Raw genomic sequence first — 14475 nt, forward strand, 5'->3', positions numbered from 1 at the left:
CCAGTGCCGGTTACGATCTCTGTCCCGCGCGCTCGAACCCTAACAAAGCAAAAGGCGTCTGGCCCTAACGGGCCAGACGCCTTTTCTTTTGCAAAATGTCAGCGCCAACGCAGATATGAAGTCGTGCACCATCATGTTTGCTGCGCGACAGCGCAGCCCCAAGAGGGCTGGGTGATCTCCTACAGGTAATCGTATTGCGCAGGGTTGGGTGATCTCCTGCGCGAGCGAGTGGGTTCGATACGGTCAGTCAGCCGGGTGATCGCGCAGGAACACCAGGTGATCCGCCTTCGACTGCTCGGCACTGTAGTAGTACCCCTGCACATCGAACTGCTTGAGCTGCTGCGGGTCGTTGACCCGCTCCTGGATCACGAAGCGGCTCATCATGCCGCGGGCTTTCTTGGCGTAGAAGCTGATGATCTTGTACTGGCCGTTCTTCCAGTCCTTGAAGTCGACGTTGATTACCCGGCCCTTGAGGGCGCTGCGCTTCACCGCGCTGAAGTATTCGTTGCTGGCCAGGTTCAGCAGCAGGTCGTCACCCTGGTCGGCCAGGGCCTGGTTCAGCCATTCGCTGATGCGCGTGCCCCAGAAGGCGTACAGGTCCTTGCCGCGGGCGTTGGCCAGCTTGGTGCCCATTTCCAGGCGGTAGGGCTGCATCAGGTCCAGCGGGCGCAGCAGGCCGTAAAGGCCCGACAGCATGCGCAGGTGGTCCTGGGCGTAGCTGAAGTCATCGTCGGCCAGGGTTTCGGCGTCCAGGCCGGTGTACACGTCGCCCTTGAACGCCAGCAACGCCTGCTTGGCATTGGCCGGGGTGAAGTCCGGGGTCCAGCTGCCGAAACGCGCGGCGTTCAGGCCGGCGAGCTTGTCGGACAGGTGCATCAGTTCGCTGATCTGCGCCGGCGACAGCTCGCGCAGTTGCAGGATCAGTGCCTGGGAATCGTCCAGATACTGCGGCAGGGTGAAGCGGTCGGTGACCGGCTTGGTGTCGTAATCGAGGGTCTTGGCGGGGGAAATCACCGTCAGCATCGGGTCGGCTCCTGGCATCGTTGGCGGCAATTCTACGGGGTGGGCCCGGCAAGTCCAATCTATGCCGACGATAGTCACAGACCATCGCCTTTCCAGGCGCTATAGTGCCCGTTTGGCTGTCACGGAGAGACTCATCGTGCGTATTGCCGTTGCCTTGCTGGCCACCTTGCTGAGCCTGGCCGCCCAGGCCGCCCCCATTCCCCCCGCCAGCATCGACCGCAGCCTGTGGCCTGAACAGCTGGACAGCCCGGCCTTGTTCGATGTGGCTTCGCGTGCCGAAATCCTCTCCTTTGCCCGGGTGCTGCATGAAAGCGAGCTGCTCAGCGATGGCGCATTGGCTGCGCGCCTGGGCTTGCGCCAGATCAACTTGCAGAAGATCCGCGCCGTGCGGGCCCAGATGTGGCAGCGGCTGTGGCAGGGCTACCAGCAGGCGCAGCTTAGCTGCGAGCAGGATGCCTCGTTCTGCTACCTGGTCGACTCCATGGCGGATTTACGCACCAAAGCCGCCACATTCGCCACCGATGTCGGCGAGTTCTATACCGGGTGGGTCGAGCCCAGCCATCAGTTCCACGTTCGCTACCTGGACGAGCAACTGCGCAAGGCCGCGCTGCTTCCGCAAACCACCAGCGAGGTGGAGCGCCTTTCCAGCCGTGAGCGCAATGGCGATGAATTGAACGACCGCATGTTCCTGCTGACCTTCGTTGGCGGCCCAGGGCCCGATGGCGGCAGCACCGATGCCCTGGCCGAATACCTGCGCAGCCAGAAATTGCAGGGCACCTTCTTCGTGCTGGGCAACCGCGTGCAGCAACGCCGTGACAGCGGCCCGGCCAATGCGTTGGGGCAGTTGTATGCCGGGCAATGCGTGGGGATCCAGGGTTGGGAATACCGCTCGCACGCCCAGTGGCAAGGCTGGCAGGACTCGATCCGGCGCGCCCAGGCGCGGGTCCAGGCCGACTTGCCCGAGCAGTACGTGCCCTTGTTCCGCCCGCCCTACGGGCAGCGCCGGGCCGATGGCGAGGCGTTCATGGCCAGCCAGCAGTTGCAGGTTTCCCTGTGGGATATCGATGCCCAGGACGACGGCCCGCTGACCGCCGAGGGCTCGGCCCAGCGCGTGATCACCCTGATGCTGCTGTGGCGCAAGGGCGTGATCCAGCTGCACGACACCTTGCCCAATGCGCAACCGGCCGTGGAGTGGTTGCTGCGCAACACGGCGCAAAGCGGGATCGGTTGGGAGGACTGCCGCGATTACGCTTATCGCGAATAGGGGTATGACTTCTGACTGTAGACCCCCCAGGGGGCGTCGCCAAGGCCTCTTCGTCATTCGGAAAAATAAACTTCAAAAACACGTAAAAATGCTTTTTCCGGTCATGGCTTTTGCGGTATGAAGAAACCAGACAGCCGATTCCTGCAGCACAGGTGGCGTCATCCAGGCCCACCTCGGCAGGTTCGCTTCCCGCCCGTAACAACGCGGATACGGGAAGACCGGCAGTCACTCTGCGGCGCAACAGACCTCGCCGTGTGGCTTCGACATAAGGTGACCGAGTATGGATGACCAAGGACGCAACCCTTCCTCCAGCAAGCCAATCCTCTATGTGCTCGATACCAACGTCCTGATTCACGACCCCAACGCATTGCTCAACTTCGAGGAGCACCACGTCGCCATTCCCATGACGGTGCTGGAGGAACTCGACAAGCTCAAGACTGGCAAACAGACCATCGCCGCCGAATGCCGCCAGGCCATCCGCCTGATCGACCAGACCCTCGGTGACGCCTCGCCCAGCGATGTCGAGCAGGGCGTGCCGATCCAGCGGGGCAAGAGCGGGCCCAAGGGCTTCCTGTCGATTCTGATGAGCCCGCGCAACGAACCCAGCAAGTTGCTGCCCGAACACCTCAACGACAACATCATCATCAACACCCTGCTCGAAGTCCGTAGCCGGCGCACCGACCTGGACGTGGTGCTGGTCACCAAGGATATCAACATGCGCCTGAAGGCGCGTGCCTGCGGGATCGCCGCCGAGGACTACAGCACTGACCAGCTGGTTGACGACGTGTCCTTGCTGTCCAAGGGCTATCACTCGGTCAGCGGGTCGTTCTGGGACCGCGTGAGCAAGGTCGATACCCGCCAGGAGCGTGGCCGCACCTGGCATCGGGTGCAGATGATCGACAACCTGCCTGCGGTGCACATCAACGAGTTCATCATTGACGAGCAAGGGTTCGTCGGCTGGGTAAAAGGTATCCGCAACGACGAACTGCTGCTGCTCGACCTGCACCAGGAACCGCTGCTGCACCAGGAGGCCTGGGGCCTGAAACCTCGGGACATCCACCAGAGCCTGGCGCTGTTCGCCCTGCTTGACCCGGATATCCACCTGGTCAACCTGACCGGCGCCGCCGGTTCCGGCAAGACCATCCTGGCCCTGGCCGCGGCCATCGAGCAAACCATGGTCAGCAAGCGCTACCGGCGCATCATCGCCACCCGCAGCGTGCAGGGGCTGGACCAGGAAATCGGCTTCCTGCCGGGCACCGAGGCGGAGAAAATGGAGCCTTGGCTGGGCGCCATCACCGACAACCTCGAAGCCTTGCACATGGATGACGAGAGCACCCATGGCAGCGTGGAATACATCCTTGAGCGGGTACCGCTGCAGTTCAAATCGCTGAACTACATTCGCGGGCGCAGTTTCCAGCAGAGCCTGATCCTGATCGACGAGTGCCAGAACCTGACACCGCACCAGATGAAGACCATCATCACCCGGGCCGGCTCGGGCTCCAAGGTGGTGTGCCTGGGTAACCTGGCACAGATCGACACGCCGTACCTGTCCGCGACCAGCTCGGGCCTGACCTACCTGACCGAGCGCTTCAAGGACTTCCCCCATGGCGTGCACATCACCCTGCAGGGTGTGCCACGTTCGGTGCTGGCCGAGTACGCCGAGTCTCACTTGTAACCGCCTCTGGCCTCTTCGCGGGGCAAGCCCGCTCTTGTAGGAGCGGGCTTGCCCCGCGAAGAGGCCGGACCTGCCGATACATATCTCTGCGCAAACCTGACCCACGGGTTTACACTGCGGACTCCCTCCACAGGAGCAGAGCAGTGCTGACACATCTTGATTCCCAGGGGCGCGCCAACATGGTCGACGTCACCGAAAAGGCCGTGACCGAGCGCGAGGCCGTGGCCGAGGCGCGGGTGCGGATGTTGCCGCAGACCTTGCAGATGATCGTCGATGGCGAGCACCCCAAGGGCGATGTGTTCGCCGTAGCCCGCATTGCCGGCATCCAGGCGGCGAAGAAGACCAGCGACCTGATTCCGCTGTGCCATCCGCTGATGCTGACCAGCGTCAAGGTCGAGCTTGGCGCCGATGGCCAGGATGCGGTGCGCATCGTCGCCCGTTGCAAGCTGGCGGGGCAGACCGGGGTGGAGATGGAGGCACTGACAGCCGCCAGCGTAGCCGCGCTGACGATCTACGACATGTGCAAGGCGGTGGACAAGGGCATGGTCATCGAGCAGGTGCGCCTGCTGGAAAAAGTCGGTGGCAAGAGCGGCCACTACAAGGTGGAGGCGTGATGAAGGTCAAGGTGATGTATTTCGCCCGTTACCGGGAGTTGCTGGGCATCGATGCCGAGCGCCTGGACGGCGAGTTCAAGGTACTCGACGATGTGCGCCAGGCCCTGCTGGCCAAGGGTGGGCACTATGCGGTGCTGGCCGAACAGAACCTGATGTGCGCGCGCAATGAAGAGCTGTGCCGGCTTGACGAGCCGCTGGAGGAGGGCGACGACGTGGCGTTCTTCCCACCGGTGACCGGGGGTTGAGCATGGCCGTTCGAGTGCAAGAGGCGCCGTTCGACCCGGGGGCTGAAACCAATGCCATGCATGCGGCGAACGTGGGTGTGGGCGCCGTGGTCGGTTTCGTTGGCTATGTGCGCGATTTCAACGATGGCCGGGAAGTGGCGGGGATGTTTCTCGAACACTACCCGGGCATGACCGAGAAGGCCTTGGGCAAGATCGTGGCCGAAGCCGAGCAGCGTTGGCCGTTGCTCAAGGTCGAGGTGTTGCACCGCATCGGGGCGCTGGAGCCGGGTGAGCCGATCGTGTTCGTTGGCGTGGCCAGTGCTCACCGGCAGGCCGCGTTCGAGGCCTGCAACTTCATCATGGATTACCTGAAAACCCGCGCGCCGTTCTGGAAGAAGGAAACGACCCAGGAAGGGCCAAGGTGGGTGGAAGGCAGGCAAAGCGACCAGGACGCCGCTGGGCGTTGGTAGCCCCTGACAGGCAGACACAGATTCCGTAGGAGCGAGCGCAGCTCGCGATACGCCGCCAGGCGTTCAGCGCCGCTGCGCGGCGCATCGCGAGCTGCGCTCGCTCCTACCAGGCCAGGTAAGGCCGGGCTTTCAGTGGTGCTTGCGCGGTACTGGCTTCAACAGCTCGTCCGGCGGCATTTCGCACTTGATCTTGCGTCCCAGCAACTCCTCGATCGCCGGCAGCTGGTACGAGTCATCCTCGCCGGCAAAGCTGATCGACACACCGCTGCTGCCCGCACGGCCGGTACGGCCAATGCGGTGCACGTAGTCATCCGGGTCTTCCGGCAGGGTGAAGTTGATCACGTGGCTGATGCCATCGATGTGAATCCCACGCCCGGCCACGTCGGTGGCCACCAGCACCGTAATGCGCCCCTCGCGGAAGTTCTCCAGGGTACGAATACGCTTGTGCTGCGGCACGTCGCCCGACAGTTGCGCGGCATTGATGCCGTCGCGCACCAGCTTTTCCTCGATGCGCCGCACCTCGTCCTTGCGGTTGGCGAACACCATCACCCGTTCCCACTTGTTCTGGGTCACCAGGTTGTACAGCAGCTTGTACTTGTCGCTGCCGGCCACCGCATACACGTGCTGTTCCACGGTTTCGCTGGCAACGTTCTCCGGCTCGATCTCGACGATGGCCGGGTTGGTGGTCCACTGCTTGGCCAGGTTCATCACGTCATCGGTGAAGGTGGCGGAGAACAGCAGGGTCTGGCGCTCGCTCTTGGGCGGGGTCTGGCGGATGATCTGCCGCACCTGGGGGATGAAGCCCATGTCGAGCATGCGGTCGGCTTCGTCCAGCACCATCACCTCGACCATGTCCAGGTGCACCTCACCGCGCTGGTTGAAGTCCAGCAGGCGGCCCGGGGTGGCTACCAGGATGTCGCAGTGGCGCGCTTCCAGGGCCTTGAGCTGCTTGTCGAAGTCCATGCCGCCCACGAAGCTCATGACGTTCAGGCCGGTGTACTTGGTCAGGGCCACGGCGTCCTTGGCGATCTGGACCACCAGCTCGCGGGTTGGCGCGATGATCAGCGCCCGCGGCTCGCCCATGTAGCGTTCCTTGGGCGGTGGCGTCTGCTGCAGCTGGGAGATGATCGAGATCAGGAACGCGGCCGTCTTGCCGGTGCCGGTCTGGGCCCGGCCGATGGCGTCCTGGCCACGCAGGGTGAAGCCCAGCACCTGTGCCTGGATCGGCGTGCAGTACGGGAAACCGAGGTCGTGGATGGCGTGCATCAGCTCATTGGACAGCTTGAAGTCGTGGAAGCGGGTTTTCCCTTCCTGGGGCTCGACCACGAAATCTTCAGGCTTCCACAGGCTGGCCTGTGGCTTGGGCTTGCGTTCGCGGCGCGGTTTGTCCTTGGCTGGTTTTTCCACCGGGGCCTCGGCAGCGACCGGCACTTCAGCCTGGGCGGCGGGTTTGGCGCGAGGCGTGGCCGGCTTGGGGGCGGGGCTGGGCTCGGGCTGTGCGAGGGGCGCGGGCGCCGGTGGCGGCGTCACGCTGGCAGCAGGAGCGACGGCCTGCGGCGCGGCGTCTCCCTTGCCGAATATTTTCTTGAGTGCCTTGAGCACGATCGTCTCATCAACTGGTTAAGGAATGTACGCCGGGCAGTGTAATGCAAGAAATGGGCGCGGCGTAGCACAAAGCGCCCACAACGACAGGTGAACCGGCTTATTGCAACTGCTTGCTCAGCCAGTCATGGATGTCACCCAGTTCCTCGACCACCACTTCGTGCTCCATCGGGTATTCCTGCCAGCGCGCGGCCACGCCCCAGGTGTTCAGGTATTCGAACGCCGTGCGGCCCATGGACGGGATCACCACCGGGTCGTGCACGCCATGCAGGCACAGCGCCGGGGTGCGTTGCTGGCAGGCGCTGAGCTGGTGGCTGTCGCTGAAGGTCGGGGCATAGGTGGACAGGGCGATCACCCCGCCCAGCGCTTCCTGCCACTTCACGAAGGCAGTGTGCAGCACCACGGCGCCGCCCTGGGAGAAGCCGGCGAGGAAGATCCGCGACAGGTTGATGCCCTTGGCCTGTTCGGCCTTGATCAGGGCGATGACCTGCTCGGCCGATTCCTCCAGCTGCGCCTCGTCGATGGCACGGGCCGGGGTCATGGCCTTGATGTCGTACCAACTGGGCATGGCGTAGCCGCCGTTGATGGTCACCGGGCGGGTTGGGGCCTGGGGCATGATGAAGCGGGTGCTGAGCAGGCGTTCCTGCATGAATTCGGCCACAGGTAGGAAGTCGTAACGGTCGGCGCCCAGGCCGTGCAACCAGATCACACAGGCGTCTGCGGTTTTCTGTGGTTCGAGAATCAGCGGTTGGGTCATGACTGCTCCGAAAGTGTGCGTGCCTATATAAGGAGTGCGTGAAAAGAAGGCAGGGGATCTGATTGTCAGAAAAAGAATGTCGCAACGATACAACTTTTCCTACTTGACGAAAGCTTAAACGCTACAGCCGACAAATGTGGTATGCGCTTTGCTATTCAACCTTCGATGCACAGGGCGATTGCCGACGGTAACACCCTTTGCACGCGAAGGCTGTCATAGAACAGCCCATTGCGCCAATTGACCCAAGAACAAGCCAACAAGGGTCGGATGCGCCTCATAAGGGTGCGGTGCAATTCCGGCTCGTACAACAAGAGCGATTTGGAGGTTGTAGATGAAGATGTTGAAAACCACCCTGGCAGTCCTGACCGCTGCCGCCGCGCTGGGCGCCGTGAGCAATGCCCAGGCCGGCGCCACCCTGGATGCGGTAAAGAAGAAGGGCTTCGTCCAGTGTGGCGTGAGCGACGGTCTTCCAGGCTTCTCGGTACCTGATGCGCAAGGCAAGATCGTCGGCATCGACGCTGACGTGTGCCGCGCCGTGGCCGCCGCCGTGTTCGGCGACGCGACCAAGGTCAAGTTCAGCCAGCTCAACGCCAAGGAACGCTTTACCGCGCTGCAATCGGGTGAAGTCGACGTGCTGTCGCGCAACACCACCTGGACCAGCTCGCGCGATGCTGGCATGGGCCTGGTGTTCGCCGGTGTCACCTACTACGACGGCGTGGGCTTCCTGGTGAACAAGAAGCTCGGCGTTTCCAGCGCCAAGGAGCTCGATGGCGCGACCATCTGCATCCAGGCCGGTACCACCACCGAGCTGAACGTGTCGGACTTCTTCCGCGCCAACAACCTGAAGTACACCCCGATCACCTTCGACACCTCCGACGAGAGCGCCAAGTCGCTGGAATCTGGCCGCTGCGACGTGCTGACCTCGGACAAGTCGCAGTTGTTCGCCCAGCGCTCCAAGCTGGCTGCGCCGGCCGACTACGTGGTGCTGCCGGAAACCATTTCCAAGGAACCGCTGGGCCCGGTGGTGCGCAAGGGCGATGAAGACTGGTTCAGCATCGTCAAGTGGACCCTGTTCGCCATGCTCAACGCCGAGGAGGCCGGCATCACCTCGAAGAATGTCGAGGCCGAAGCCAAGGCCACCAAGAACCCGGACGTCGCCCGCCTGCTGGGGGCCGACGGTGAGTATGGCAAGGACCTCAAGCTGCCCAAAGACTGGGTAGTGCAGATCGTCAAGCAAGTCGGCAACTACGGCGAAGTGTTCGAGAAGAACCTGGGCCAGAGCACCGACCTGAAGATCGACCGTGGCATGAACGCCCTGTGGAACAACGGCGGCATCCAGTACGCGCCCCCTGTGCGCTGATGGTTGCACCTGCGGCGGCATTCCGCCGCCGCAGGTTGTTCGAATCCCTACTTTTCGGGGCACTTCATGCAAAATCAAATCGGCGCACGAAAGGGCTTGTCCCTGAGCGATCCACGTGTGCGCGCGTGGCTGTTCCAGGTTCTCACGATCATCTTCGTGGTGGGCCTGGGCTGGTACCTGTTCCACAACACGCAAACCAACCTGCAACACCGGGGCATCACCTCGGGCTTCGACTTCCTTGAACGCAGCGCCGGCTTCGGCATCGCCCAGCACCTGATTCCCTACGTGGAATCCGACAGCTATGCGCGGGTGTTCGTCATCGGCCTGCTCAACACCCTGCTGGTAACCTTCATCGGCGTGATCCTGGCTACCCTGCTGGGTTTCGTCATCGGTGTGGCGCGCTTGTCACCGAACTGGATGATCAACAAGCTGGCCACGGTGTATGTGGAAACCTTCCGCAACATTCCACCGCTGCTGCAGATCCTGTTCTGGTACTTCGCGGTGTTCCTGACCCTGCCGGGGCCACGGGGCAGCATCAATATCGACGACACCTTCTTCATCAGCAACCGCGGCCTGAACATGCCCGGTGCTTCCATGGCCGAGGGCTTCTGGCCGTTCGCGGTGGCCGTGCTGGTGGCGCTGGTGGCCGTGGTGGCGATGGTGCGTTACGCCAACCGGCGCTTCGACGAAACCGGTGAGCCGTTCCACAAGTTCTGGGTGGGGCTGGCGCTGCTCGTGGTGATTCCCGGCGCCTGCGCGCTGCTGTTCGGCAGCCCGCTGCACTGGGAAGTGCCGCAGTTGAAAGGCTTCAACTTCGTCGGTGGCTGGGTGCTGATTCCCGAACTGCTGGCGCTGACCCTGGCGCTGACCATCTACACGGCAGCCTTCATTGCCGAGATCGTGCGCTCCGGTATCCGCTCGGTGAGCCACGGCCAGACCGAAGCGGCCCACTCGCTGGGCCTGCGCGAGGGCCCAACCCTGCGCAAGGTGATCATCCCCCAGGCACTGCGGGTGATCATTCCGCCGCTGACCAGCCAGTACCTGAACCTGGCGAAGAACTCGTCGCTGGCAGCCGGTATCGGCTACCCAGAGATGGTTTCGCTGTTCGCAGGAACCGTGCTCAACCAGACCGGCCAGGCCATCGAGGTGATCGCCATCACCATGAGTGTCTATCTCGCCATCAGCATCAGCATTTCGCTGCTGATGAACTGGTACAACAAGCGCATCGCGCTGATCGAGCGGTGAGGATACGCCCGTGAATGCCCATGTTTTCAAACCCGACATGCCGCCACCGGTGAAAACCGTCGGCGTGCTCGCATGGATGCGTGCAAACCTGTTCTCCAGCTGGCTCAACACCCTGCTGACCCTGTTCGCCGTGTACCTGGTGTGGCTGATCGTGCCGCCGCTGGTGCAGTGGGCGTTGATCGACGCCAACTGGGTCGGCACCACCCGCGCCGACTGCACCAAGCAGGGCGCCTGCTGGGTGTTCGTGCAGCAGCGCTTCGGCCAGTTCATGTATGGCTACTACCCGGCCGAACTGCGCTGGCGCGTCGACCTCACCGTGTGGCTGGCGGTACTCGGCGCTGCGCCGCTGTTCATCAAGCGCTTCCCGCGCAAGGCCATGTATGGCCTGGGCTTTCTGGTGCTGTACCCGGTGCTGGCCTATACCCTGCTGCACGGCGGGTTGCTCGGCCTGAGCAACGTTGCCACCAGCCAGTGGGGCGGGCTGATGCTGACCCTGGTGATCGCCACCGTGGGGATCGTCGGCGCCTTGCCACTGGGCATCTTGCTGGCCCTGGGCCGACGTTCGCGAATGCCCGCGGTGAAAGTGGTGTGCGTGACCTTCATCGAGTTCTGGCGCGGCGTGCCGCTGATTACCGTGCTGTTCATGTCGTCAGTGATGCTGCCGCTGTTCCTGCCCGAGGGCATGAGCTTCGACAAGCTGCTGCGGGCGATGATCGGGGTCATCCTGTTCCAGTCGGCCTATGTGGCCGAGGTGGTGCGCGGCGGCTTGCAGGCCATTCCCAAGGGCCAGTACGAAGCGGCCGCGGCCATGGGCCTGGGCTACTGGCGGGCGATGGGCCTGGTGATTCTGCCGCAGGCGCTCAAGCTGGTGATCCCCGGCATCGTCAACACCTTCATCGCCCTGTTCAAGGACACCAGCCTGGTGATCATCATCGGCCTGTTCGACTTGCTCAACAGCGTCAAGCAAGCCGCTGCCGACCCGGCCTGGCTGGGCATGGCCACCGAGGGCTATGTGTTCGCTGCCTTGGTGTTCTGGATTTTCTGTTTCGGTATGTCCCGCTACTCCATGCACCTGGAGCGCAAGCTGGACACTGGCCACAAGCGTTAGGAGTTTGCAAATGAGTGAAGCGATCAAACAAGCGGCCGGCCCCGAAGGCATCATCCAGATGCAGGGCGTGAACAAATGGTACGGCCAGTTCCATGTGCTCAAGGACATCAACCTCAACGTGCGCCAGGGCGAGCGTATCGTGCTGTGCGGGCCGTCGGGCTCGGGCAAGTCGACCACCATCCGCTGCCTCAACCGCCTGGAAGAGCACCAGCAGGGGCGTATCGTGGTCGATGGCGTGGAGCTGACCAACGACCTCAAGCAGATCGAGGCGATCCGCCGCGAGGTGGGCATGGTGTTCCAGCACTTCAACCTGTTCCCGCACCTGAGCATTCTTGAGAACTGCACCCTGGCGCCGATGTGGGTGCGCAAGATGCCCCGGCGCAAGGCCGAGGAAATTGCCATGCACTACCTGGAACGCGTGCGCATTCCGGAGCAGGCGCACAAGTTTCCGGGGCAGTTGTCCGGTGGCCAGCAGCAGCGCGTGGCAATTGCCCGGGCGCTGTGCATGAAGCCGAAGATCATGCTGTTCGACGAGCCAACCTCGGCGCTGGACCCGGAAATGGTCAAGGAAGTGCTCGACACCATGGTCGGCCTGGCCGAAGACGGCATGACCATGCTCTGCGTGACCCACGAGATGGGCTTTGCCCGCACCGTGGCCAACCGGGTGATCTTCATGGACAAGGGGGAGATCGTGGAGCAGGCGGCACCGGATGATTTCTTCGACCGGCCGCGCAGTGACCGGACCAAGCTGTTCCTTAGCCAGATCTTGCATTGATGTGATTGGGGCCGCTTTGCGGCCCTTCGCGAGCTTTGCTCGCTCCTACCCTGGGGCGCCTACCCCTGTAGGAGCGAGCGTAGCTCGCGATAGCTTTACTTGTCTTCCGGGTTGGCAGCCGGTGCCGGCGGCGGGCGCAGCCCCACCTCGGCAATCAGCTTCAACTGCTGCCCGTTGCGCATCACTTCGATGCTGATCTTCTCGTTCGGCTTGATCCGCGCCACCTGGTTCATCGACTTGCGCCCGTCACCAGCCGGCTCGCCGTTGATGCTCAGAATCACGTCACCGAGCTGCAACCCGGCCTTCTGCGCCGGGCCATCGCGGAAGATGCCCGCCACCACGATACCCGGGCGGCCCTGCATGCCGAACGACTCAGCCAACTCCTGGCTCAGCGGCTGTACCTCGATGCCCAGCCAGCCACGGATCACCTGGCCGTGCTCGACAATCGATTTCATCACCTCAAGCGCCAGCTTGATCGGGATGGCGAAGCCAATGCCCTGGGAACCGCCGGACTTGGAGAAAATCGCTGTGTTGATGCCCACCAGGTTGCCGTTGGCATCGACCAGCGCGCCGCCGGAGTTGCCCGGGTTGATTGCCGCGTCGGTCTGGATGAAGTCTTCGTAGTTGTTCAGGCCCAGCTGGTTGCGGCCGGTGGCGCTGATGATGCCCATGGTCACGGTCTGGCCAACGCCGAACGGGTTGCCGATGGCCAGCACCACATCCCCGATATGGATGTTGTCGGAACGGCCGATGGTGATGGCCGGCAGGTTCTTCAGGTCGATCTTCAGCACCGCAAGGTCGGTTTCCGGGTCGCTGCCGATCACCCGGGCCAGGGTTTCGCGGCCATCTTTCAGGGCCACGACGATCTGGTCGGCGCCGCTGGTGACGTGGTTGTTGGTCAGCAGGTAGCCCTCGGGGCTCATGATCACCGCCGAACCCAGGCTCGACTCCCAGCGCCGCTGTTTGGGCAGGTTGTCGCCGAAGAAACGGCGGAACTGCGGGTCTTCGAACAAGGGGTGGGAGCTTTTGTTCACCACTTTGGTGGTGTACAGGTTGACCACCGCCGGGGCGGCCAGGGTCACGGCGTCGGCATAGGACACCGGGCCCTGCATGATGCGCGTGGTTTGCGGGGCTTGCTGCAGGTTGACGTCCTGGCTGGGCAGGCCGACCCACTCCGGGTAGCGCAGGATGATCAGCATGGCGATCAGCACGCCGGTGAGCAGGGGCCAGCCAAAGTAACGCAAAGCCTTGAACATGAACGAATCCTGGAAAAGAGCCGGCGCCTGTGGCCGCGCAGTGGGGCATGAACGCGCGCGACTATACACCGGTTCCCCCGATGCCGACGACGGCCCATAATGGCCGGCATTATACGGGCGTTCTTCAGGCGTTGCGCCCGAGAAAAGCGCAGTTTTCGAGGAGATTTTCATGGCCGTCGCTCTCAACACCCTGGTCGAGGAAGCCGAGCGCTACCTGGGCAGCGCGAAGATCCAGGACTATTGCCCCAACGGCCTGCAGGTCGAGGGCCGCCCGCAGGTCAGCCGCATCGTCAGCGGCGTCACGGCCAGCCAGGCGCTGCTGGACGCCGCGGTCGAGGCCCAGGCCGATCTGATCCTGGTGCACCATGGGTACTTCTGGAAGGGCGAGAACCCGTGTGTCACCGGCATTCGCCAACGCCGCCTGAAGACCCTGCTCAAGCACGACATCAGCCTGCTGGCGTTCCACCTGCCGCTGGATGTGCACCCTGAGGTCGGCAATAACGTGCAGCTGGCGCGCCAGCTCGACATCACCGTGGAAGGCCCACTGGACCCGGCCAACCCCAAGGTGGTCGGGCTGGTCGGTTCGCTGGCCGAGCCGGTCACCGCCCGTGACTTCGCCCGCCGCGTGCAGGAAGTGCTGGGGCGCGAGCCGCTGCTGGTCGAGGGCGATGAGATGATCCGCCGGGTTGGCTGGTGCACCGGGGGCGGGCAGGGGTATATCGACACGGCGATTGCCGCAGGCGTGGACCTGTACCTGACTGGCGAGGCCTCCGAGCAGACCTACCACAGTGCCCGCGAAAACGGCGTGAGCTTCATCGCCGCCGGGCACCATGCCACCGAGCGCTATGGCGTGCAGGCCCTGGGGGATTACCTGGCGCGGCGCTTTGCCCTGGAGCACTTGTTCATCGATTGCCCTAACCCGATCTGAGAGCGGCGTCGCCTGCTTCGCGGGGCGAGCCCGCTCCTACAAGGTTCGGTGTCAATCTTCAGGATGGCGCGGGCCTCTGTGGGAGCGGGCTTGCCCGCGAAGGGGGCGGGCCTGCAAGCCCAAACCCCTAGTCATATCGTTAGACCTTTTCGATCTAGCCCCCCGCCTAAATAG

The 14475-nt window shown here is 63.3% G+C and carries 14 protein-coding genes; 10 read left to right on the forward strand and 4 right to left on the reverse strand.

The annotated features are described in order from the left end of the window. Window positions 1-243: 243 nt before the first annotated feature. Window positions 244-1023, reverse strand: coding sequence for a peroxide stress protein YaaA (gene yaaA / locus F3J45_RS10430; protein ID WP_167061300.1), 780 nt, complete (start codon window positions 1021-1023; stop codon window positions 244-246). A gap of 136 nt (window positions 1024-1159) precedes the next feature. Between yaaA and F3J45_RS30080 the strand changes: the two genes are divergently transcribed. The 5 genes from F3J45_RS30080 (at window position 1160) to moaE (ending at window position 5270) form a co-directional block, all read left to right on the forward strand. Continuing rightward, window positions 1160-2287: a polysaccharide deacetylase family protein gene (locus F3J45_RS30080; RefSeq protein WP_167061303.1), complete on the forward strand. Its 1128-nt coding sequence runs from the start codon at window positions 1160-1162 to the stop codon at window positions 2285-2287. 280 nt (window positions 2288-2567) lie between these two features. Continuing rightward, window positions 2568-3962 (forward strand): PhoH family protein, encoded by a 1395-nt coding sequence (locus F3J45_RS10440; protein ID WP_167061306.1) that lies wholly within the window; start codon window positions 2568-2570, stop codon window positions 3960-3962. Window positions 3963-4105: 143 nt separating this feature from the next. After that, on the forward strand, window positions 4106-4576 hold the full coding sequence (gene moaC, locus F3J45_RS10445; protein WP_167061309.1) for a cyclic pyranopterin monophosphate synthase MoaC: 471 nt from the start codon (window positions 4106-4108) through the stop codon (window positions 4574-4576). Beyond that, entirely contained in the window at window positions 4576-4821 is a 246-nt protein-coding gene (locus F3J45_RS10450) for a MoaD/ThiS family protein (RefSeq protein ID WP_167061945.1), read from the forward strand. Before moaC ends, F3J45_RS10450 begins: the two co-directional genes overlap by 1 nt. 2 nt (window positions 4822-4823) lie before the next feature. Beyond that, on the forward strand, window positions 4824-5270 hold the full coding sequence (gene moaE, locus F3J45_RS10455; protein ID WP_167061312.1) for a molybdopterin synthase catalytic subunit MoaE: 447 nt from the start codon (window positions 4824-4826) through the stop codon (window positions 5268-5270). A 129-nt stretch (window positions 5271-5399) separates the two neighbouring features. On the opposite strand, the gene rhlB is transcribed toward moaE, so the two are convergent. Together rhlB and F3J45_RS10465 are read right to left on the reverse strand one after the other, a co-directional pair. Then, window positions 5400-6872 (reverse strand): ATP-dependent RNA helicase RhlB, encoded by a 1473-nt coding sequence (rhlB, locus tag F3J45_RS10460; RefSeq protein WP_167061315.1) that lies wholly within the window; start codon window positions 6870-6872, stop codon window positions 5400-5402. Window positions 6873-6972: 100 nt separating this feature from the next. Beyond that, on the reverse strand, window positions 6973-7629 hold the full coding sequence (locus F3J45_RS10465) for an alpha/beta hydrolase (protein WP_167061318.1): 657 nt from the start codon (window positions 7627-7629) through the stop codon (window positions 6973-6975). A gap of 337 nt (window positions 7630-7966) precedes the next feature. Between F3J45_RS10465 and F3J45_RS10470 the strand changes: the two genes are divergently transcribed. The 4 genes from F3J45_RS10470 (at window position 7967) to F3J45_RS10485 (ending at window position 12117) form a co-directional block, all read left to right on the forward strand. Next, window positions 7967-8989: an amino acid ABC transporter substrate-binding protein gene (locus F3J45_RS10470; protein WP_205299742.1), complete on the forward strand. Its 1023-nt coding sequence runs from the start codon at window positions 7967-7969 to the stop codon at window positions 8987-8989. 66 nt (window positions 8990-9055) lie between these two features. Beyond that, a complete protein-coding gene (locus tag F3J45_RS10475) occupies window positions 9056-10234 on the forward strand; it encodes an amino acid ABC transporter permease (RefSeq protein ID WP_167061324.1) in 1179 nt (392 codons plus the stop codon). Window positions 10235-10271: 37 nt separating this feature from the next. Next, entirely contained in the window at window positions 10272-11342 is a 1071-nt protein-coding gene (locus F3J45_RS10480) for an amino acid ABC transporter permease (RefSeq protein WP_205299741.1), read from the forward strand. Between the two features lie 58 nt (window positions 11343-11400). Further along, window positions 11401-12117 (forward strand): amino acid ABC transporter ATP-binding protein, encoded by a 717-nt coding sequence (locus F3J45_RS10485; RefSeq protein ID WP_370526366.1) that lies wholly within the window; start codon window positions 11401-11403, stop codon window positions 12115-12117. A gap of 95 nt (window positions 12118-12212) precedes the next feature. Here F3J45_RS10485 and algW read toward each other — a convergent pair whose 3' ends face one another. Further along, on the reverse strand, window positions 12213-13373 hold the full coding sequence (algW, locus tag F3J45_RS10490; RefSeq protein ID WP_167061333.1) for a Do family serine endopeptidase AlgW: 1161 nt from the start codon (window positions 13371-13373) through the stop codon (window positions 12213-12215). 169 nt (window positions 13374-13542) lie between these two features. On the opposite strand from algW, the gene F3J45_RS10495 reads away from it, so the two are divergent. After that, window positions 13543-14301, forward strand: coding sequence for a Nif3-like dinuclear metal center hexameric protein (locus tag F3J45_RS10495; RefSeq protein ID WP_167061336.1), 759 nt, complete (start codon window positions 13543-13545; stop codon window positions 14299-14301). The last annotated feature ends 174 nt before the right edge of the window (window positions 14302-14475 follow it).

The sequence above is a fragment of the Pantoea sp. Ap-967 genome (genome assembly GCF_011752565.1).
Taxonomy (GTDB): Bacteria; Pseudomonadota; Gammaproteobacteria; order Pseudomonadales; family Pseudomonadaceae; genus Aquipseudomonas.